We start from the raw sequence: 22,167 nt of genomic DNA on the forward strand, positions 1-22,167 counted from the left end.
AGTGAAGCGGGTCTCGATCCACTTGTCAAGAAAAATGTAACGTTCTTTTTTAAAAAGTAACGTTCCTTTTTTGGAAACTGTGCGCTAGCTTGAATCGCGAACCGTTGTCCGCTGTACCGCTTTGCGGAGACCCCACCAAGTTTTGAGGAGTGCCACATGACCGTTGACGCAAGCCCCTGGATCCTCGTCACGGGGAACGGGGGATTCGGCGACACCGCGCATCGCAAGGACCTCGCCTACGTCGACAATCCGACCAGCGCGATAGCGCTCAGTCTTGATGGTGAAGAGATCGCCGGCATGCGGGTGCGGGGGGTGTCCCTCGACTGGGCTGCACACCCCGTCGAAGCGCTCGACGGGCTCATCTCCGCTGATCACCCACCCGTTGCGGTGCTCTCGCTCGGCGTGTTTTCTGGCCGCACGACGGTCACGGTCGAGCGGCTCGCGGCGAACGTGCAGGACTTCCAGTTCGCCGAAAATGACGGGCGTCGCCCCGCAGGGGAGCCGGTGTTTGACGATGGACCAGCGGCGTACCTGGCCACCCTGCCGATTAAGGGCATCGTGCACGCGGTGCGGGCCGCCGGAATTCCGGCGCTCGTCTCGAACAGCGCGTCGACCCACGGGTGCAACTCGGTGATGTATACCGCGCTGCACCTGATCGCTCAGCGTGGCCTGCCAACGCTCGCTGGCTTCGTCCATTTGCCGGATCCGCCCGAGCACGTCGCCGCGCTCGCGAGTAACGGCCCGAGCATGTCCGTCGACCTGCAGACCCGAGCGATTCGGGTCGCGATTGAGGCGATCGGGACCTACGGGGACCGCGACCTCGTGGCTCCCGTAGGCGAGTGGGAGTGGTGATCGTGAGCGAGAACTGGGTCATTCGAAATGCCTCCCTGCACGGGCGGGAGGGCCGTTGGAATGTTCATATTGATGGCCAGATGATCACTGACCTTACCCCTGCGCGTGAGAGCGACGTGTATTCAACGAGCGATGAGGACGCTCGCGGAGGGCTTGTCTCTCGGGCGTTCGTCGAACCACACGTTCACCCGGACAAGTCGTACAGCCTGAGCGATCTCCCCGAGGGGCTTGAAGCCTCGGTGCGTTCCGAGGAAGACTCGTTTGCGCGCGCCGCCCAGATCAAGGCCGGGTTCACCGCGGACAATGTGGAGCGTCGCGCCCTTCGGGCGTTTGAGCTTGCTGCCTCGAACGGAGTGACCAAGCTTCGCGCGACCGCCGATGTCGACACGCTTGCCGGACTTCGTGGCTTGGAGGGCCTCCTCCGCGCCCGAGATCGCGCCGAGCACCTCCTTGACGTTGAGATCGTGGCGTTCCCGCAGGAGGGTCTCTCACGCGACCCCGGGGCAGCAGCGCTCCTGGAGCAAGCGATCGAGATGGGCGCTGACTTCATTGGAGGCTGGCCAAACGTCGAAGCGACACGGCAAGCGCAGGAAGACCACGTCCGCACGGTTTTCGATCTCGCCCAGCGGTTCGACGTGGGCGTCGACATCCACGCGGACTGCTTCCTCGACACCGACGAACAGATGCTCGAGTTCATCGCGGACGAGACGCTGCGACGCGGCTTCCCAGGCCGCGTGCTCGCGAGCCACTGTGTGGCCCTGGAGCTCTACGACGACGCGACCGCGGCCCGGGTCATAGAGAAGGTCGCCGCCGCGGGCATCACGGTAGCGGTGATCCCTCTCAACCTCGCCGATGGTGGGCCGCGCGGGCTCTCTCGGCCCCAAGAGCTCCTGGCCGCCGGCGTCAATGTTGTCGCAGGAAGCGACAACATGAACGACGGGTGGTACCCGCTCGGCACGCTGAACCCTCTCGACCGCGCAAACATGACGTTCTTCGGCGGATCCTTTGACGGTGAAGGCGACGTCGACACGGTCTGGGACATGATCTCCGGCGCCGCGTGGCAGGCGCTCGGAGACCCCGCAGGCGAACTTCGCCCGGGGCTTCCCGCCGAGCTCGTCATCCTCGACGCGCCCACACGGGCTGCCGCCCTCGAGCGACCGCTCGGCGGACTCGTGACGGTGCACCGCGGACGGGTCGTGGCGCGGCGCGCGGTGCGGACCACCTGGGGCGCCGCCGTCACGAATGAGGGGAGCCACTCATGAGCGAGCCAGAGTTCGTCGTACGCGGCGAGCGTGTGCTCATCGGTGGGGCGTTTCGCCCAGCTGACGTCGTGGTCAAAGCCGGCCGGATCACGCGCATCAGCGCCCTCGGCAGCGAGACCGCGAGCGCGCGTCTGCTTGACGCCCAGGACGGTGCTGTGCTTCCCGGCCTGATCGATCTCCATGTGCACTTCGACAACCCCGGCGACTCCATCTCGGAGGACTTCAGGGTAGGAAGCGCGAACGCGGCGCTGGGGGGCATCACCTGCCTCGTGGACCACCCGTTCTCGACCCCGCTCACGGTGACCGCCGAGGCGCTGGCGGCGAAAATCGTGGACGCGGAGGCCGGCAGCCACGTGGACTTCGGGCTGTGGGGCGGGCTCACCGCGCCACACCTCGATGAACTGCCGGGCATGATGCGCGCAGGTGTCTCGGGGTTTAAGGCCTTTCTCCCCGAAAACGACATGGGAGTGGTCGCTGCGCGTCGGGAACACGTGCGCCGGGGACTCGAGATCTCCCGCGATCGCGGCGGGATGGTGCTGGTGCACGCGGAGGACCGCGTCGCGCTGCTCGAGCTCGATGAGCGCGCCAGGCAGGCAGGCCTGCCACGGGACTACGCGCGATTTGCCGCGGAGCGCGGCCCAGAGATCGAGCTGATTGCGGTGCGCGAGGTGCTCGAGCTGGTGCAGGAGACCGGCGGTGCCGCGCACTTTGTGCACCTGTCAGTCCCCGAAGCAGTGGACCTGGTGACCGCGGCTCGGGCTGCAGGGCACTCGGTGACCTGCGAGGTCGCGGCTCACCACCTCATGCTCACCGCGGAAGACCTGCGAGTCCAAGGCTGGCCTGCGCTCTGCGCCCCGCCGCTGCGTGAAGAGCAGCTGGTGGAGGGCATGTGGGACCGGCTGCGCGACGGTGCGATCCAGGCAGTCGTATCGGACCACTGCCCGTATGACCCTGAGGAGAAGGCTGCGGCCGACCGTGACCCGTTTGCGGGCCCCTTCGGGATTCAGGGAGTGAAGGAATTCGGGCCACTGTTCCTCAGCGAGGCACAGGCACGCGGCTGGACACTTGAGGACGCGGCGCAACTGCTCACCAGCGGCCCCGCTGCCCTGTGCGCGCTCGGCCAGACAAAGGGGGATATCGCGGTTGGCGCAGATGCCGACTTCTGCATCCTCGACACCCAGACGCCGACCGTCGTCGATGTCACCACGCAGGTGGGGGACTGGCGCTGGACGCCGTATGACGGGCGCAGCTCCTCGGTGAGCGTGCGGCACACCGTCGTCCGTGGCCGCGAGGTTGTCCGGGACGGGGTGCTCGTCGGAGAGCCGGGGCTCGGCCAATTTCAGCCCATGTGGGGGAGAGACCGATGATCGACGCTTCGATGCTCGCAGCCGGCGCGACTGAGCTCATTCAGGGCTGCCTGGAGGTGCGGCCGGACGAGACCGTGCTCGTGCTCACGGATGCGCACACGGCGTCGCTGGCACGCCATATTCATGAGGCCGCGGCCTCGGTCGCCTGCGCGACGACAGCGCTCCTGCCGAGCCTCAACGACGACTACGAACTCGCCTTCGGTCGGCTCGAACAGGCGCTGCTGGAGCGTCGCCCGAACGTGGTCGTCTTTGCGGCGAGAGATGACCAGGACCACCTGGCGTGGGACGACCGCTACTGGAAGTTGCTCGAGGCGGTTGGGGCGCGAAGCGCGCAGATGCCCGCGCTCGACGCGCAGTCGTTGGGCCCCGGAATGTCGATGGATTATCGTGCCGTTGGCAGGCACACGGAGCTGGTGACCAGCGTGGCGACCGGCACGAGCATCATCACGGTACTGAACGCCCTCGGCACCGACATCGAGCTGCGATGCGACCCCGAGCGCCCGTGGACGCCGTTCACCGGGCACTACCCGCGCCCCGGAGACGGCGGGCGACTGCCGCAGGGCGAGACCTTTTGCAGTCCGATCGACGCGAGCGGCGTCATCGCCGCCTCCGTGATCGGCTACCCGTTCAACGCGGCGACCGGGCTACTCCGTGAGCCGGCACTGTTTGAGATTGAGGACGGGCGATTGCGTCGAGTGACTCATCCGGACGGCCAGCTGCAGCAACAGCTTCGAGACTGGTTCGGGCGGGACGCGCAAGCTGGCCGCGTCGGCGAGTTTGCGCTGGGTACCAATCCCTGGTGCACGGAAATCACCGGGAACCTATTGTTCGACGAGAACGTGCCCGGCTGCCATATCGCGCTCGGTCATCCCTTCGGGGACTACACCGGGGCGGACTGGACCTCGGGGGTGCACGTCGACCTCGTCGTGAAACAGCCAACCATCCGCCTCGATGGCAAGACAATCTTGCGCGACGGCGAGTACCAAGATCTGGCGTCATTCGTGGTGCCGCACACGAACACAGAACGGAGCCGATAGATGGCGCGCGTAGAAACTGCACCGAACCCCTTTGCGCTCGGCACGAGCAGGGGCAGCGTGGGGGACCGGTACTACCTGATGAGTCCGGACACGATGGTGGAAAACTCGTTGCCTTTTCTGCCGCCGTATTCTGCGGTGGTCCTCGCAGCCCCGCAGGGGACGCCCGCAAGGTTCGGGGAGGTGCTCCTCACGTTTGACGCCGGTCAGGGGTCAACGGCACCGCTCGGTCGCGGGTTCGAAAACTTCCTCTTCGTGATCGAGGGGGCAATCTCGGTCCGTTCCGACTCCGATTCGTGGGACCTGTCGGACGGGGGCTACGTGTTCCTGCCCGAGGGACGCACTTTTGAGCTGGCCGCGGGAACAGACGCGCGCCTGCTATGGGTGAAAAAACGCTACGAACGAGTTGAGGGGCTGGGGGACCCGGAGCTCGTGACCGGGACCATCGTCGACATTGTGGGCACCGAGGACGACTGGATTGACGGCAGTTACGGGCAGCTTCTGCCCGACGATTCCCGCTACGACATGGCGATGAACATCATGCGCTTCGACGCCGGTGCGCGGTTCAAGATGATCGAGATTCATCACCAGGAGCACGGTCTGTACATGCTGAACGGCGGGGGAATCTACCACCTCGATGGGGAACACCTCGAAGTGGCGCAGGACGATTTCATCTACATGGCTCCGTACTGCACCCAGGCATTCACCGTTGCCGGATCCGGGCCGAGCGCCTACCTGCTCTACAAGGATGTGAACCGCGATGGCTTCTAAGTACCTGCTCGTCCAAAACGTCTCGATTGACGGTACTGAGCAGCCGCTCGTCGATGTGCGCTCTCGCGACGGAATCATCGTTGAGATCACCCCGGCTGCGCTCGCCGCGACTCAAGAGACGCCAGCGCAAGACAGGATCGATGCGCGGGGAGGTCTGATACTCCGTCCGTTTGCTGAGCCGCATAGCCACCCCGACAAGGTCTACAGTCGAGAGCGAATCGCGCAGCTCGAGATGCCGCCGATCCGAGACCGCGAGGACATGATGGAACGCCAGCGCCGGCTGAAGGCGCAATTCACGGTCGAGGATGTCGAGCGTCGTGCCACTCGGTTCTTGCAGGACTGCGCAGCTGAGGGCATCGGCGTGCTGGCTGGTCAGGCGGACATCGACTCGGTGACCGAGCTGCGTTCGATCGAAGGGCTGCTTGCTGCCCGTGAACGGAGCAGTGATTGGGTGGACCTGGTTGTGACTGCGTTCCCCCAAGAGGGGATTGTGGCGGACCCGCGTGCGGAACAGTTGCTGCGCGAGGGCTTGCGCATGGGCGCGGACCGGGTGGGCGGATGGCCGAACAACGAACCGTCGCACGAGGCGAGCCTCGAGCACCTGCGCACGGTCTTTGTGCTCGCCGAGGAATTCTCGGTGCCCATCGACATCAACATTGACTACTTCACCGACCCCACCGAGCGGCTGCTCGAGCACCTCGCCGAGATGACAATCGCCGCGGGGATGCAGGGGCGTGTGAACGCCAACCATGTCGGCGCCTTGGAGACATACTCTGACGACGACGCGGCGCGCGTGATCGGAAAGGCGGCTGCCGCCGGAATCTCGGTTACGGTGTGTCCGACCAACCTTGCGGGGACGCGTCCGTACCGCGGGGTCTCGCGGCCCCTCGAACTGTTGGCCGCGGGGGTGGATGTCACCATCGGCATCGGCAACTACGAGGACAACTGGGAGTACCTCGGGACACTCGACCCGCTCGAGCGCGCGCGCCTTTCCTGGCATGCGCTGGCTCTGGGGCGCCTTCCCGGCGAGGGGATCGATGCTGCCTGGGGGCTCATCACGTCGTCCGCGCGCGCCGCGGTCGGACGGCCAGCCGACCCTATAGTGGTCGGAAGCCCGGCGGATTTTGTGGTGTTGTCCGCGGGCGATCGGGTGCAGGCTCTCCGAAACGAAGCCGCATCCCGTTGGCACGTGCGCGGCGGAACGCTCGTCGCGCAGCGTATCGTCGAGACCACACTGCGCTACTGAAGACCGGAGGAATACCGAAATGGTGAACGCCGATCGGACGTCAAAGCGCGCCACAATTCGTGACGTCGCAGCACGGGTGGGGCTGTCCACAAGCACCGTTTCTGCCGCGTTGAATGGCGGCGGAGTGCTGAAGGAGTCCACTCGAGAGCGCGTCAGGTTGGCGGCGGCCGAGCTCGACTACCGCCCCAGCCGCACTGCGCTCGCCTTCCGGTTGGGGCGAACCGGGAGTATCGCCTACTCCCTGCCGGTCGTGGACGAGGGTTCGGTTTCGCTGCTGGGCGTCGAGGCCTACATGGTCGGCGCGCGGGCTGCCGCAAGCGCGGCGTTCGACTCCGGTTATGCGCTCACACTCACGCCCCCGCAGCTGCGCGGTGACGCGGCCTGGAACATGCTGGGCGTCGATGGCGTGGTGCTCTGCGACCCCGAGTTCAACGATGAACGGCTGAATACCCTCGAACGGCTGGGCGTGCCGGTCGTGACGATTGAACGTGACGCCTCGAGGCCCGACTCGCCGTACGTGGTTGCCGGGGACTATCGCGGCAATGCGGTCAAGGTGCTCGACCACTTGCGTGCCGAGGGGGCGCGCACCATCGCACTTCTGCTGCCAGACGCCAGCTGGTCATCGACCGAGGACAGCCGCCGCGGTTACGAGGAGTGGGCGAACGCGCACGGCATGGAGCCCATCATTCGGCGAGTCCCTACGGATCGAGCACACAACGACGCCTACGGTGCTACCCTCGACCTCATCTCCGGCAGCGAGCGGCCGGACGCGATTTTCGCGACAGTCGAGCAATACCGAGCCCGCGTATTTTCGGCCTGCCGCGACTCGGGCATCCGGGTTCCCGAGGACATGCTGATCGCCATGGGCGGCGACAGTCAGGCGGCCGAGTTCGGCAATCCGAGCGTGACGGCAATTGACCAGCAGTCTGCACTCAACTCTGAACTCGCGGTCCAGATGCTGCTGCGGCGCATCAATGGCGAAGAAGTGGCGGGAGCGATTGTCACCGAAGGGGCCCTCAGGGTCCGCCAAAGCACCCTTCGGGAGGCGCCGTGAACTCGCCGCTAGTGGTGGCCGAGGCGGGGGCCGAGGAACGCATCGCCGCTGCCCTCGCGCAGCTCGCAGGACTCGAGACCGACTTCGAGCCAACGCCGCTCTGGATCGGGCAGCCGCTGCACACCGTCTATATCCCGGCGGATCGGCTCGAACCGGACATCGTTCGCCAGTGGGGTGACGCAGCTGCGCAGGCGGCGCGCGAAGCCGGCGGCCTCGTAGCGATCGCCCACGCAATGGGGGTGGAGTCGGGCAACTCCACCACCTTGAGCGCCCGTGTCGCCCAGAAGCTGGCGGAACAGCCGATCGAGGACCTCCGCGTCGATTTTGAAGACGGCTACGGATATCGCTCGGACGAGGAGGAGGACGCCGCAGCGCTGCGGGCAGGCGAAGTGCTCGCCGCGATCCTGGCCGGGCCGGTGGCACCCGACCGAGTGGGGCTGCGTGTGAAGCCGCTTGACCGTCGCGGCGCGCAGCGCGGAGCACGCACGTTGCGGCTGTTCCTTCGCTCGTTCCTCGCTGCGTCGGGGACGAGCGCGGAGATGTCGCGGGTCCGGGTGACTCTCGCCAAGGTCATGAACCAGTCTCAGGTGCGTGTGCTGGGCGAGGTATGTCTGGCGATCGAGTCCGAGCACGACCTTGCGCCGGGTGCGCTGGGGGTCGAGCTCCAAGTGGAAGTGCCCCACGTGATTGGCGGGGTCACACCGGAGGACGCGCTGGTGACGCTTTCCCGGCATCCGAGGGTGCGGGCGCTGCACTTTGGCACCTACGACTACACGAGCGCGCAGGGTATTATTCCGAGCCAGCAGCGCTCGACCCACCCGGTGGCGCGCCACGCGACGCGCGTGATGCAGGTCGCGGCGGCGGTCAACGTGATCGAAGTATGCGATGGCTCGCTCAACCGGCTTCCGGTGGGAGACGCCGAACAGCGCATTGCGGCCTGGAACGCCCACGCCGAGATGGTGCGCGACGGATTGCAGACCGGGCTTCCCCAGGGCTGGGATCTGCACCCCGCGCAGCTGATCACCCGATATCTCGCGGCCTTCGATGTCCTGCGCGCGGAAGCTCCTGACGCTCAGCGCCGGCTGCGCGCTGCGCTGGGCCTCGGGCACGAGGATGCCGCGGGAGCCGTTCTGGACGAGCCCGCGACGTTACGCATGCTCGGGGCGCTGCTCGCACGCGCCATCCGGAGGGGCGCGCTCGCCGCAGACGAGCTCGCCCCCGGGCTGAGCCTGGAACTGGTGGAACGGGTGGCCCGGACGGGGCGAGCTGACTAGCGCTCGCCAGCCTTCTTTCTCCGGCGAAGCGCGTGGAGCAGCGGCTCTGTGTAGCCGTTGGGCTGGCGCGCCCCATCAACGATCAGCGCTCGCGCGGCCGCGAACGCGACCGTGCCGGGCGTGAGCGTCTCGTAGCTCGGGTCGCCGGCGTTCTGCTCGTCCACCACTCTGGCCAGGCGGGAAAGGCTCTCGTCCACCTGCGCGATCGTGATGACGTCGTGCGCAAGCCAGTTTGCGAGTAGCTGGCTGGAGATACGCAGCGTCGCGCGGTCCTCCATGAGCGCGACGCCATGAATGTCCGGGACCTTCGAACAGCCGATTCCCTGGTCAACCCAGCGGACGACGTATCCCAGGATCGACTGCACGTTGGTGTTGAGCTCGGTCGCCACCGTCTGGGGGTCGAGGTCGCCGGCGCGACCGAGCGGGATCTGCAGGAGGTCCGCGAGGCTGTGCTCGGGGAGCGGGGGCAGGGACGCCCGGGCCGCGAACGCGTCCACCGAGTGATAGTGCAGAGCATGCAGGGTGGCGGCCGTGGGCGACGGCACCCAGGCGGTCGAGGCGCCGGAACGCACGTGCGCGATCTTCTGGGCGAGCATGTCGTGCATGAGATCGGGCATCGCCCACATGCCCTTGCCGATCTGAGCACGGTTGCTGAGTCCGCAGGCAACGCCGATGGCGACATTGCGGTCTTCGTAGCTCGACAGCCACGGCAGGGCGCGAATCTCGGCCTTCGGCGGCATCGGGCCGGCCTGGAGCGACGTATGGATCTCGTCGCCCGTGCGATCCAGGAAGCCCGTGTTGATGAACACGATGCGGTCGCGTGCGGCATGTATGCAGGCAGCAAGGTTGACCGAAGTCCGACGTTCCTCGTCCATAATGCCGACCTTAAGCGTGCGCTCGGGAAGGCCGAGCAGCGATTCAACGCGGCCGAATAGCTCGACAGTGAACGCGACCTCCTCGGGGCCGTGCATCTTTGGTTTCACGATATACATCGAAGGGGTGCGAGAGTTCCCGCCCCGGTGCGATCCGGTGAGGTCGGGCAAGCTGCCGAGGGCCGTCATGATCGCGTCGACGATGCCCTCGTACGTCTCGTTCCCCTCGCGGTCGAGTATGGAGTCGCCGCGCATGAGGTGGCCGACGTTTCTGACGAGGAGAACCGCGCGCCCGGGCACGGTCGTTTGCGCGCCAGTCGGGGTCGTGTACTGCCGATCGGTATGCATGGCTCGCGTGCTGACGCGCCCGTTCTTGGTGATGGACTCCGTCAGAGTGCCAGACATGAGGCCGCGCCAGTTGCGGTAACCCAGCGCCTTGTCCTCGGCGTCGACCGCCGCGACCGAGTCCTCGAGGTCCATGATCGTGGTGAGCGCCGATTCGAGCACGATGTCCTGCACTCCGGCGAGGTCTCGCTGGCCGATGCTGCCCGAGCGGTCGATGTTGATCTCAATACCGAGGCCGTGCTGCCGCAGGAGCATCGCGGAAGGTGCCGCGGCCGACCCCTGGAAGCCGACGAACTGTGCAGGGTCAGCGAGCCGGGCCTCTTGGCCGGCGCCGAGCCGTGCCACGAACGCCCCGTCCAGGACCGTGTAGCCGGTGGCGTCGGCGTGCGAGCCCTCCGCAAGCGGCGCGGCCGAGTCGAGGAACTCGCGACCCCGCGTGATGACCGCCCGACCGCGCAGCTCGTTATAGGTCTCTCCGGGCGCGAGCTCTCCCTCACGCGCGATCGCGTCGGTGCCGTAGAGCGCGTCGTACAGCGACCCCCAACGGGCATTCGCCGCATTGAGCGCAAATCGGGCGTTGAGCAGTGGCACCACCAGTTGAGGCCCCGCGAGTCGGGCGATTTCGGGCGCAACGTTCTCGGTGTTCACCGTGAAGGGTGCCGGCTCGGGAACGATATAGCCGATCTGCGTGAGAAAGCCGCGATACGTCGCAGCGTCGGGCGTTCCGGGGTGTTTCCGGTGGAACTCGTCGATCTGCGCTTGCAGCGCATCCCGCTTCGCGAGCAGGTCGGTGTTGCGCGGCCCCAACTCGTGCAGGATCCCGCTCACGCCGTCCCAGAACTCGTCATGCGCGAGCCCAGCCTCGGTCAGCGACTGCTCGGCAAATTCAACGATCGGGAGGGCGACCTCGAGGTCGGCTCGGCGGGCGTACTGGGTCACGTGGGGCCTCCCGGCAATGTCTGGTGTTGATCGCTACCGTATGAGGGAAGAAGCAAGAATGAAACATCTATTCCGTATGATGGAATCATGACGAAAACGGGTGCAGGGTCGCCGGCGTTGCCCGCGGGTGTGCAATCGGTCGAGCGTGCTTTCGCGCTGCTTGAAGCGCTGGCTTCGGCGGAAGGGGAACTGGCCCTGGCGAACGCGGCGGCCGCGGCCGGGCTCGCGTTGCCGACCGCTCACCGGTTGCTGAAAACGATGCAGTCACTGGGGTACGTGCGTCAGGTTGAGTCGCGAAGCTACGGACTCGGCCCGGGGCTCGTCCATCTCGGGCTGAGAGCCACGCCGAGCCGGGCGAGAATCGCGATGCCGATCATGCAGGAGCTTGAGGAGATCTCGCAAGAGACCGTGAACCTGGCTGAGCTGAACGGCGACTACGTCGCCTACATTGGCCAGGTTCCATCCCGACACCAGATGCGCATGTTCACGGAGGTTGGGCGTGAGGTGCTGCCCCACGCGTCCGGGGTCGGCAAGGCGATCCTGTCCACGCTCAGCGAGGCAACCGTTCGGCGGATCCTCGATTCGGTAGGAATGCCGCGGTACACCGACGCAACCGTTACCGAGGTCGAAGCGTTGCTCGAGCAGCTGCGCATGACCCAGAGCAGGGGCTTCGCGATTGACGATGGGGAACGTGAAGTAGGAGTTCGGTGCATTGCGGTGCCGATCCCGCACTCGCGCAGTGCGATCTCGATCTCGGGCCCCGCGGCGAGAATCACCGACGCAGAGGCGCGAATCTGCGTGGAGGCATTGCAGCGAGCTGCAGTCACCCTCGCCGAACTGTTTGCGGGGTCGCGCTAGACGGGCTATGCTTATGTAGTTTGCGGCCGGACTCGTTTCGGTGGCAACAGCACCGCGTACTGGAACCGCCAGCTATGCGGGAGAACGAACGGCCACGTTCGCTCGAGGAGAGGAATCATTATGGCAAAGTCAAAGAAGGTCACGGGTCTGATTAAGCTTCAGATCCAGGCCGGCGCTGCAAACCCCGCACCGCCCGTTGGTCCGGCTCTCGGCCAGCACGGCGTGAACATCATGGAGTTCTGCAAGGCGTACAACGCAGCAACCGAGTCGCAGCGCGGCAACGTTGTCCCCGTTGAGATCACCGTCTATGAGGATCGTTCGTTCACGTTCATCCTGAAGACCCCGCCCGCAGCTGAGCTCATCAAGAAGGCTGCCGGCGTCCAGAAGGGCTCGGGCACCCCGCACACCGTCAAGGTTGCGAAGATTACCCGCGAGCAGGTTCGTCAGATCGCAGAGCAGAAGCGCGCCGATCTGAACTCGAACGACCTGGACGCTGCAGAGAAGATCATCGCGGGCACCGCCCGTTCGATGGGCATTACGGTCGAATAGGCGAGAGGCGAAAAAGATTATGGCTCAGAAATCAAAGGCATACCGCGCCGCCGCCGAGAAGATCGAGGCTGGCAAGTTCTACACCCCGAGCGAAGCTGTCGCTCTCGCGAAGGAGACGGGCTCAGCGAAGTTCGACTCCACCGTCGAGGTCGCTCTCAAGCTCGGCGTTGACCCCCGCAAGGCGGACCAGATGGTTCGCGGCACGGTCAGCCTCCCCCACGGCACTGGCAAGACCGCCCGCGTCATCGTCTTCGCAGTCGGCGCAGCTGCTGAGGCAGCTATCGCTGCAGGCGCTGACGAGGTCGGCGGCGACGAGCTCATCGAGAAGGTGGCCGCTGGCTACACCGCTTTCGATTCGGCTGTCGCTACCCCCGACATGATGGGCAAGGTCGGTCGCCTCGGTAAGGTACTTGGTCCCCGTGGCCTCATGCCGAACCCGAAGACCGGCACCGTTACCCCGAACGCGGCTCAGGCCGTGATCGACATCAAGGGTGGCAAGATCGAGTTCCGCGTCGACAAGCACGCCAACGTTCACTTCATCGTGGGCAAGGCGTCGTTCTCGCAGGAGCAGCTCAACGACAACATCACGGCCGCCCTCGACGAGGTCATCCGTTTGAAGCCGTCGTCCTCGAAGGGCAAGTACGTCCTCAAGGGTGCAGTTTCGACCACGTTCGGCCCGGGCATCCCGCTCGAGGTGAACAGCTTCTAGTCGCTTCTCGACTGGAAAACGACCCCCGCTCGCCACGTGCGATCGGGGGTCGTTTGTTTTCAGTTCGAGCATTGCCACGCATGCTCGTAGGATAAAGGACAGTGCGGTCGCCCGCCCGACAGGGGCGGTCGAGCGAACCCGGGGGCGACGGGACACTGAGCAAAGGTGGATGCATGTACGCAGATGAGAGCAGCATGACGATATTTCTGGTGCTGTGGGGTGTCTGGGCCATAGTCGGCCTTGGCCTCTACCTCTGGTATCTCGCTGCGCTCTCGTCGCTCTTTCCTCGCATCGGCCTCCCCGGTGGCGAGGGCTGGATCCCGGTTTGGAACGAGTCTCGGATCCTGCAGCGGGGCGGCTTCTCGCCCTGGTTCGTGTTGCTCATGTTCGTGCCCGGCGTCTCGATCGTTTTCGTCGTATTGCGGGCGTTGGCGATCCATCGGATCCACACCGAGTTCGGCAAGGGCGCGGGCCTCACCGTGCTCGCTGTGCTCATCCCGCCACTCTGGGCGACCATGCTCGGCGGACAGCTGCGCGCCGAGGGCTATGGCGCCCCCGCCTACGCGCAGGCCGCGGCCCCTGCCGCCCCCGCCGCAGTACCCGGCGGGTACCTTCCACCGCAGCCCCCCGCCTCGTCGCTGCCAGTCGAGCCGTCCCCTTGGGCCGCCCCTCCGGCGGTTCCGATGCGTGACGAGGCGCCAGCGTATGGTGCTCCCGCTCAGTACTCAGCTCCGGTCCAGCCGGACCCGGGCTACCCCGCCGCGCCCGCTCCCGCGTACGAGGCTCCGACCTATCAGCACCCCGCGGCCGTGACGCCGGAGCATCAGCCGCTCCCAGACTCGCCCGCGTTTGAGACGCTCGGCTTTGATTCCCTGATGGCGCAGGCCGCGCAGTCGGCCGGTGCCCCGCCAGCGGCTCCCGAGCAGGCGCCTGGCCCCCCGGCGTTCTCTGACCCCGCGCCCGACGCCCAGTGGGGCTTCGGGCGTGAGACCGAGGAGGCGTACCAGCAGCTGTCGACCCAGGAGATCCAGCCGCTGTCCCTGCCCTTCTCCGCGGAGGCTCAGCCGGTCGAGCCGTTCACCTGGCCCGGCACCGTCGCCGACATGCCCCCGGCCCCGCGGTCGGCCGAGCCGTTCGCGGTGCCCGAGAGCGCCTGGGCTGCCCCGACTCCCGTGGCCGATCCCGCGCCGACGTCCGCTCCCGAACCCGTGCAGGATCCTGCCGCCGCGCCAGTCTCGCCCGCCACCCCGGTGGAGCTTCCCGAGGCAGGCGTGCCCGTCGCGAGCGCCCCGCCCGCTGCCGCCCCTGCCGCTCAGGCCGAGGCCGGTCTCGAGGAGGAACTCGACCACACCGTCTTTGTGAGTCGCGCGCCGCGTGAGCGCTGGGTGCTCGAGCTGCCCGACGGATCCCTGCTGCCGTTGCCGAGCAACGACGTCATCGTGGGGCGCCGCCCGAGCTCGGCCGGCGAGTCGAGCGTGCTCGTCATTCCAGACTCGACGCGCACCCTGTCGAAGTCGCACGTCCGGCTGCACGTGATTGACGGCGCTTGGGTCGTGACTGACCTCGGCTCGACGAACGGACTCGCCGTGATCGACGAGACCGGAGAAGAGCTGGTCGTCGCCTCGGGAGTCTCCGAGCCCGCCACCGAAGAGATGATGTTCGGCACGCTTCGCGTTCGCCTGCGCCTCGTGGCGCTTGACGGATAAGGCGAAGGACCGGAGCGAGTTGACCCGCATGGACTGCACTACGAGCACCGCTTTTAGCGTGCCGCGCGCCCAGACCCGGTCGGGGCGCGCGCATGGCTGACCGTCAGGAGAACCGTCGCCCGGTCATCCCCGGCTTCAGCTACGTCCGGCCCCTCGGCTCGGGGGGCTTCGCCCAGGTGTACCTGTACGAGCAGGACATGCCGCGCCGCGTCGTCGCCGTCAAGGTGCTCGACGGCATGGCCCACGCCGACGCCTCGCTCACCTCGCTGCGCGAGGTGTTTGAGGCCGAGGCGGACGTGATGGCGCGACTCAGCAGCCACCCGTCGATCGTTTCGATCTTCCAGGCGAGTATCTCCCTCGACGGGCTTCCGTACCTGGCGATGGAATATTGCCCCGAATCGATGGGGGCCCGCACGAAGGGCCGCCCGGCGCCGTTGCGCGACGTGCTCGACGCGGGGGTACGCATGGCTGGCGCGCTCGAGACCGCCCACCGGGCCGGCGTGCTGCACCGAGACATCAAGCCCTCGAACGTGCTCGTGACGACGCTCGACCGCCCGGTACTCGCCGACTTCGGCATCGCCCAGGTCGCGGGCGAGCAAATCGGCGGCTCTGAGCAGCTCGCCATGTCGATCCCGTGGTCGGCGCCCGAGGTCGTGCAGATGACCAGCGGCGGCAGCGTCGCGAGTGAAGTGTGGTCGCTGGGCGCGACTCTGTACTCCTTCGCCGCGGGCCGTTCGCCGTTCGAACTTCCCGAGCGCGCGCAGAACACCCGAGCCAAGCTTTCCGACCGCATCTCGAAGGCCGTGTACCCGTCGATCCCCGGCGCGCAGGGGTACGCGCCGCTCGACGAGGTGCTGTCGGGCGCCCTGCGCAAGAACCCTGACGAACGCTTCGCGTCGATGGCTCAGTTTGGCGAGGCGCTCCAGGGGCTGCAGCGGAGCTATGGCTTTGATGTGACCCCCCTGGAGGTCGTCGCTGAAGCGTGGCTCCCGCGCGCAAGCGCGGTGCCCGCCGGGGTGCGCGGCCCCGTGGTGAGCACCGTCGCGGGCCGCATGACGCGCGCCGAGGCGCGCGCCGAGTTGCAGGCGCAGCGTCGCGGCACTGACGCGGACGGACTGATGCTCGACCGACAGACCTCGCCGATGCGTGCCGGCATGATCGGCGCGGGCATCGCGCTCGCCGGCGTCGTCGGCATCGGCGTGCTCGTGTGGGCCCTGGTCGGAGGTGCGGGATGAAGCCGGGAAAGAACCGTGCCGCCCGCTTCGCGCTCGGGAAGACCGCCCGCACCTGGATTGCGGGTGGGATCGCCCTGGCGCTCGTCTCCACCATCGCGGTGATCGCGAGCGGGTACGACGCCCGCGAAGCCCCCCGCGCCGAGCCCGGTGTGTGGGTGTCCCGCGATGCCGGGCAGTACGCGCGGGTGAACACCGACACGGGTGAGCTCGACATCGTGCGCAAGGTACTCGAGCCGAGCGGCCTGGTGCAGGCCGGCGGCCGCGGCGTGCTTTTCTCGCACGGCAACGGGCGGGCATGGCCGATCGATCCTGCCAACCCCATTGATTTTGGCGACGATGCCCCGGCGGGCGACGCTGCGACAGACGAGGCCGCGGGGGTCGACGAGGCCACCCCGGCCTCGAACACCGAAGAGGCAGGATCCCTTGCGGTGCGCATGCCGGAGGGCACCCGTGACGTGTTCGCGGCTGGCCGGTTCGTCGCGGTGCGCACTGAAGCAGGCAAGGTCTTTGTCGGCGAGCTCGCGGCCGCCGAGGACGCCGCCGCGGGCGAGAGCATTGGCGACGGCTCCGTCTCCCAGGCGCAGGTGGCCGACCTCGAGAGCCGCCTGACGGCGCTCACACAGGTGGACCCGCTCGCGGACGTCAAGGCTGATGAGGCCGCCGAGAGCGAGGCGCCGGGTGAGGAAGCCGTGGGGTACCTCGCGAACGCCATCGCAATCGCGGACGACGGCGAGCTCGTCATGTACTCCGCCGCCGAGGGCTCAATGCGACGCTTCAACGCGGCAACCGGCGAGTTCGTGGGCGGCGCGAAGGCGCTCCCGAACACGGCGAAGAGCGCCGAGGCGCCGCAGCTTGCGCTCACCCCGGGCGGCTGGGCGATGCTCGACGCCGAGCGCGGTCGACTCTGGCGCGAGGGTGAGTCAGAGCTCACCCTTGAGTTCGAGGGCGTGGCCAAGCTGCAAGAGAGCAGCGACGATCGTGCGGGGCGCGCAAAATCGGTAGTCATCGCCGACGCCGCGGGTCTCTGGGAGGTGCGCGAGAGCGGTGCACCACGACGCATTACCGATGCCGAGGGCACGCCGGCGCAGCCGATCGAGGTGGACGGCGAGATGTACGCCGCCTGGCTCGGCCAGAGCGGCGGCACCCTGTGGCGGGGCGAAGACACCGTCGCGCTGCAGTTCGATGATTCGATGCGGAACTCGGGCGAGCTTGATCCGGTGATCCGTTCAAACGGTGAGCGCGCGGTGCTCACCGAGGTGCAGACGGGCATGCTGTGGACGCTGCCCGACGGCGCAATGATCCCGCTTTCGCAGTGGAGCATCTCGGACCCGCCCAAGGAAGACCGCGGCACCGTAGTGGTGAACGAGGTCACCGAGCAGATCGCGCCGACGGCGATGGACGACGCGTTCGGCGTTCGCGCCGGGGAACCGGCTCCGCTCTCGATCCTCCTCAACGACTTCGATGCGAACAAGCGCGACGTCCTCACCGTGGTCCCCGAGTCCCTGGGCGAGACTCCGCTTCCCGAGGCATTCGGCGCCCTGCAGCTGTTGCCCGGCGGGCAACAGCTCGTGGTGCAGCCGGCCGAGGGCGCAAGCGGGACGGCGACGTTCCGCTACCGCGTGACGGACGGCACCCTGACTTCTGAACCGGCCACGGTGACGCTTACGGTCGTGGGCGACGAGACCAACACCGGCCCCGAATGGTGCCCGGTCGAGGGCTGCCAGCGCGAGTGGCGCGTGCCCGCCATCGCCCCGGGCGGCACGCTGGTGTACCCCGTACTCGACGACTGGGTCGACCTCGAGGGTGACGTCATGATGCTCGCCTCTGTCGAGGTCGTGCGGTCGGAGGATCCGGTGCGCGCCATCGTGACCTCCGACGGGCGCCTCGCCGTGCGTCACACCGACGCGAACGCCGGCGCTGCCGAGGTGCCGCTGCGCATCACGGTGCGCGACGGCCGCGGCGAGGAGCGCCAGCGCGAGCTGCAGCTCTCGATTCAAGCCGACGCGACCGCCGAATTCGCCTCGACCGCCGCGAATGTGAAGGTCGGCGAGTCGGTTGTGCTCAACCCGATGCTGCGCCTGGCCGGCGGCTCGGGCTCGTTCGCGCTGGTCGACGCCACAGTGCAGAGCGGCAGCGACCAACTGCGCGTGACCCCGCAGACGGGATCCGGCACGGTCGAGCTCGAGGCGAGCGCCCCGGGCACCACCACGGTCTCACTCGCGCTGAAAGACACCATGACGGGCAGCGAGATTACGGGACTGCTGCGTGTGACCGCGACCCCTGCGAACGAGTCGCTGGCGCTGCCGCCGCTACGCGCCTTCGTCCGGCCGCTCTCGGACTCGACGGTCGAGGTGCTCGACGCGATTCCCGGGGCCGGTACCCGCGCGCTCAGCGTCACAAACGCCACGGTCGTCGATGGCGAGCTCCGCGCCGATGTGATCGAGCACTCGCGCGTGCGCGTCGCCGGCAACACTGCTGACGGCGGCCCGGGCCGGATCGGTGCCGTCGATGTGACGGTCGCCGAGGGCAGCTCCGTCGGCCAGGGCCGGCTCACGGTGTTCCAGGTGCCCGAGTCGGGCACGTCAGGCGCCATCGCGGTCGCCGATGCCGCGACCGTGCGCGCCGGATCGATCGTCGATATCCGCGTGCTCGATAACGACGTCTCGGCCCCTGGGGAGCGGCTGCTGCTGCACCCCGAAGTGAGCGGATCGGGCACCAAGGGTGAGCTCGCGTTCGCCTCCGGCAGCGTACTGCGCTACCTTGCACCGCAGGCTCCGGGCACCTATCGCCTGGGATACACGACCTACGGTGCGAGCTCGCCCGAGGCGAGCGACGTGGGCGCGGTGCTCGTCACCGTGCTGCCCAAGGGCTCGAACCGCGACCCACAGCCGCGCGTGCTGACGGCGCGAGTCGCGCCGGGCGAGCAGACCGAGGTGCGCGTGCCGCTCTCGGGCGTCGACCCCGACGGCGACCGGATCCGGCTCTCAGGGGTGGCGAGCCCGGAGGACGCACAACTCACGACCAGCTTGGCGCCGCAGGGTGCCGCGATCACCGTCGCGGCCTCGGTGGCGGCCAGCCCCGGCCTGCACGAGATCGAGTACACCGTGCGCGATGACGCCGGAGCCAAGGGTATGGGCAAGCTCCGCGTGATCGTCACGGACGCCTCCGCCGGCGCGGGTGCGCCCATCGCGGCCACCGACTACGTGCGCCTCGTCCCGGGCACGACCGATCCTGCCATCGTGCTGCCGCTCGAGAACGACATCGATCCTGCCCTCGGCAAGCTCAGCATCGTCTCGGTCGAACCGAACGTTGCGGGTGGCAAAGACAGCCCCGAGTACCAGCGCGTCGCCGAGCGCATCGACCTCTCGCAGATGAAGCAGGGTCGCGTCGCTCTGACCTCAGACGACACCCTGGGAACCGTCTCGTACCGCTACGTTGTCCGTTCGAGCGTGACCAAGAGCACGGCAGACGGCCTGATCGTGGTGCAGACCTCTGAGCGCGTGGGGGCCCAGGCGCCGACCGTGAGCGACACCGTGCTGAACGTGCGCGACCGGGGCCTGCTCTCGTCCACGGGTGTCGACGTGATCTCCGACAAGGTTCGCTGGTCGACCGGTGACGCATCGACGCTCACGCTCGCGCTCTGGGGCGCGAGCGCCGACAAATACCGAGTCGAGGGCGACCGCATCGTCGGGGAGTACAACCCCAAGGGCGACCTCGTGGTGTTTCGACTGAGCGGCACCGATGCCACCGGCAGCGAGGTGTCGACCTACGGGTTCCTCATCGTGCCGCCGCTTGACGAGCTTCGGCTCACGCTCAAACAGGGACTCAAACCGCTCAGTGTCGACGAGGACAAGACGGTCGACGCGCGCCTGAGCGAGCTCGTCGACCTCGGACCGGGCGACCGGGCAGAGTTCCGCCAGGGGAACTTCTCGGTCGGCAGAGCGCAGGCGACGTGTGCGGCGAACTCGGCTGAGGCGCTCAAGTACTCGGCGGGCAAAGAAGCGCCGTGGAGCGATACCTGCCTCATTGACGTGCGGCTGGTGGGCCAGGATTCGTGGACCTCGCTTCCCGTCCCCGTACTCATCGTTCCGAAGGCGCCAGCTGTGCAGCTCAACCAGCTGAGTCGCACGGTCGCGCCCGGCGAAACCGCGACGATCGAGCTCGCCGACATGGTGGACTGGCAGGGCGGCCGCGCGGGCGACCTCTCGAAGCTGCGGTTTGAGGTGAGCGGCGGCGGATCGCTGTTCGCCATCAAGCCCGGCGGGGCCAGCGTGACGGTCGATGCCCGCGCCGATGCGGTTCCCGGCAGCCAGGAGATTCTGTCGATCGCTGTGAGCGGGGCGGGCGAGTCTCGTGCGCCGCTGACGCTGCGCGTCGGCGAGGCGCCTCGAGATGTCCCGCGCGGCGGTACGGTCGCGCTTCGCTGCACCGTGGGAGGCAGCTGCAGCACTACGGTCGTCGGCGTTGGCGGCGAGCACGACCCGTTTGCGGGCAAGGCGGGCGGTGGCCTGAAGCTCGAGTCGGTGCGCGGCGACAGCTGCCAGGTTGGCTCGTTCTCCCGCGTGGGCGACAGCGGCGTCGCGGTGAGCTGGCCGGGCGGCCGCATCACCGGCGGCACCTGCACCGTCAGCTTCACCGTGCGCGATGCGCAGGGCCGCACGGGCGAGGGCTCGATCGAGTTCGACGCGCAGGGCCTGCCCGAGGCGCCGGCGAGCATCTCGCAGTCCTCGTTCAGCGAGAACAGCGCCACCTTCGATGTCTCGCTGGGCGGCCAGCAGGCGCACCCGGCAGTGACCGGGGTGACCCTTTCAGGCGCAGGCTCAACGAGTTGCGAGCCGGTGGGTCCCGCGATGTACAAGTGCGTCGCCACGGGGCTCGAGAACGGATCAAAGGCCAGCTTCTCGGCTCGCGCAGTGAACGCCGTTGGCCAGTCAGCGCCATCGACCGCGGTCACGGCATGGGCGTACCGCCCGCCGAAGGCGCCGACGGTGACGGCTGTGCCGCTGGAGAACCCGGACAACACGGACCAGGGTCGCGGTGGCATCACGGTCACCGTGGCCGCGGGCTCGTCAGACACCAGCGCGTACAAGCTCACGATCGGTGGGACCGAGGTGGCGGCCCCAGGCGGCGCGGACTTCACCCAGGAATACGCAGGTCTACCGGTTGGCCAACTGACCGTTGCCGCGATCCCCATCACGAGCCTTGAGGTGCCCAATATCGGCGGCGGGGGTTCGCCGACCGGAAACCCGGGCACGGCGACGGTCCAGGTATTTGGGGCGCCCCTGCTCACAGGCGCGACCCTCGTCAGTGTGCCGCCCACCAGCGGGCTCGCTGCGGCAGTGGGCGGGTCGAATCGTCCCGGTGAGAACCGGGTCTTGACCTACGGCATCGCACGTGGGGCGTTCGGGAACCCGAGCTGTGACAGCAGCAACCCGCAGTTCGACAGCCTGCAGGCACGATGGAGATACAGCGCGAAGGTGTGCATCGCGAGCCAGTACGGCAAGAGTGAGGCGGTATCGCCGAAGGTGCGCATCGGCGGTGATCTTGGCGCCCCGACGGTGAACTACACGATCTCTCAAGGGGCGACCTCGGATGGTGGGAACGGCTTCGTGTACCAGCAAGTTGGCGATCCGACGGTGTCCGGGCAGGTGACCGGCTTCGCGCTCGTCTACAGCAACTCGGGGAGCGACGTACTCAACGTCTCCGGCCAGGAGGACCTCGCCGAGATTCGCGTCAAGCAGTGTGCCGAGGACGATTGCTCAAGCGAGTCCGTGGTGACCTGGAACAACGCCCCGCGCATCGTCACGGTCAAGCCCAACGGTGTGTGCGTCACCCCGGACATGACGGGAAACCAGTTGCGCGCGGTTCTCGCCGTTGGCGGAGCCACGATCGACAACGCAAATGTCTCGATCGCTGCCCCGCCGGCAGCCGGGGCCACGACGGTCAGCCTGACCGTGGGCTGGTCAGGTCCGTTCGCAGCGCTCACCCCTGTGACGCTGAACTCCTGCTACACGCCGCCGGTCGCACCTCCCGTCACGCCACCCACCACCCCCTAAGCCCCGGCCCGCCCGCCCCATGACTTACCGACACTCAG

General features: G+C 67.6%; 15 protein-coding genes. 14 read left to right on the plus strand and 1 reads right to left on the minus strand.

Features of this window, described 5'->3' with window-relative positions; all coding sequences use genetic code 11:
• Positions 1-156: 156 nt before the first annotated feature.
• The 8 genes from KOE53_RS07510 to KOE53_RS07545 are packed head-to-tail and all read left to right on the plus strand — an operon-like array spanning position 157 to position 8,860.
• Complete coding sequence (locus KOE53_RS07510; RefSeq protein WP_188057998.1) at positions 157-852, plus strand: pyroglutamyl-peptidase I; 696 nt, start codon at positions 157-159, stop codon at positions 850-852.
• A gap of 2 nt (positions 853-854) precedes the next feature.
• Positions 855-2,114 carry an amidohydrolase family protein gene (locus tag KOE53_RS07515; protein ID WP_188057999.1) on the plus strand — a complete coding sequence of 420 codons (1,260 nt, stop codon included), beginning with the start codon at positions 855-857 and terminating at the stop codon, positions 2,112-2,114.
• Positions 2,111-3,481: a dihydroorotase gene (locus KOE53_RS07520; protein WP_188058000.1), complete on the plus strand. Its 1,371-nt coding sequence runs from the start codon at positions 2,111-2,113 to the stop codon at positions 3,479-3,481. Before KOE53_RS07515 ends, KOE53_RS07520 begins: the two co-directional genes overlap by 4 nt.
• On the plus strand, positions 3,478-4,518 hold the full coding sequence (locus KOE53_RS07525; RefSeq protein WP_188058001.1) for an aminopeptidase: 1,041 nt from the start codon (positions 3,478-3,480) through the stop codon (positions 4,516-4,518). Before KOE53_RS07520 ends, KOE53_RS07525 begins: the two co-directional genes overlap by 4 nt.
• Positions 4,519-5,286: a (S)-ureidoglycine aminohydrolase gene (gene allE, locus KOE53_RS07530; RefSeq protein WP_188058002.1), complete on the plus strand. Its 768-nt coding sequence runs from the start codon at positions 4,519-4,521 to the stop codon at positions 5,284-5,286.
• Positions 5,276-6,532: an amidohydrolase family protein gene (locus KOE53_RS07535; protein ID WP_188058003.1), complete on the plus strand. Its 1,257-nt coding sequence runs from the start codon at positions 5,276-5,278 to the stop codon at positions 6,530-6,532. The genes allE and KOE53_RS07535 overlap by 11 nt, the downstream gene beginning before the upstream one ends.
• A 19-nt stretch (positions 6,533-6,551) precedes the next feature.
• Positions 6,552-7,586 (plus strand): LacI family DNA-binding transcriptional regulator, encoded by a 1,035-nt coding sequence (locus KOE53_RS07540; RefSeq protein ID WP_188058004.1) that lies wholly within the window; start codon positions 6,552-6,554, stop codon positions 7,584-7,586.
• A complete protein-coding gene (locus KOE53_RS07545) occupies positions 7,583-8,860 on the plus strand; it encodes a DUF6986 family protein (protein WP_188058005.1) in 1,278 nt (425 codons plus the stop codon). The genes KOE53_RS07540 and KOE53_RS07545 overlap by 4 nt, the downstream gene beginning before the upstream one ends.
• Here KOE53_RS07545 and KOE53_RS07550 read toward each other — a convergent pair.
• On the minus strand, positions 8,857-11,016 hold the full coding sequence (locus KOE53_RS07550) for a malate synthase G (protein WP_188058006.1): 2,160 nt from the start codon (positions 11,014-11,016) through the stop codon (positions 8,857-8,859). The two genes, KOE53_RS07545 and KOE53_RS07550, sit on opposite strands and share 4 nt — an antisense overlap.
• Positions 11,017-11,103: 87 nt before the next feature.
• Between KOE53_RS07550 and KOE53_RS07555 the strand changes: the two genes are divergently transcribed.
• The 6 genes from KOE53_RS07555 to KOE53_RS07580 all read left to right on the plus strand — a co-directional run bounded on the left by KOE53_RS07555 (position 11,104) and on the right by KOE53_RS07580 (position 22,129).
• A complete protein-coding gene (locus KOE53_RS07555; RefSeq protein ID WP_188058007.1) occupies positions 11,104-11,874 on the plus strand; it encodes an IclR family transcriptional regulator in 771 nt (256 codons plus the stop codon).
• A gap of 120 nt (positions 11,875-11,994) precedes the next feature.
• Positions 11,995-12,423, plus strand: coding sequence for a 50S ribosomal protein L11 (gene rplK, locus KOE53_RS07560; protein WP_188045566.1), 429 nt, complete (start codon positions 11,995-11,997; stop codon positions 12,421-12,423).
• Positions 12,424-12,442: 19 nt separating this feature from the next.
• The gene (gene rplA / locus KOE53_RS07565; protein ID WP_188045567.1) at positions 12,443-13,132 is read left to right on the plus strand and encodes a 50S ribosomal protein L1; all 690 of its coding nucleotides are present in this window, start codon (positions 12,443-12,445) and stop codon (positions 13,130-13,132) included.
• Between the two features lie 194 nt (positions 13,133-13,326).
• On the plus strand, positions 13,327-14,838 hold the full coding sequence (locus tag KOE53_RS07570) for a DUF5684 domain-containing protein (RefSeq protein ID WP_188058008.1): 1,512 nt from the start codon (positions 13,327-13,329) through the stop codon (positions 14,836-14,838).
• 92 nt (positions 14,839-14,930) lie between these two features.
• Positions 14,931-16,073: a serine/threonine-protein kinase gene (locus KOE53_RS07575; protein ID WP_188045569.1), complete on the plus strand. Its 1,143-nt coding sequence runs from the start codon at positions 14,931-14,933 to the stop codon at positions 16,071-16,073.
• Complete coding sequence (locus tag KOE53_RS07580; RefSeq protein ID WP_188058009.1) at positions 16,070-22,129, plus strand: Ig-like domain-containing protein; 6,060 nt, start codon at positions 16,070-16,072, stop codon at positions 22,127-22,129. The genes KOE53_RS07575 and KOE53_RS07580 overlap by 4 nt, the downstream gene beginning before the upstream one ends.
• Positions 22,130-22,167 lie beyond the last annotated feature (38 nt).

This window comes from Leucobacter sp. CX87 (genome assembly GCF_018682295.1).
In the GTDB taxonomy this organism is placed as follows: Bacteria; Actinomycetota; Actinomycetes; order Actinomycetales; family Microbacteriaceae; genus Cx-87.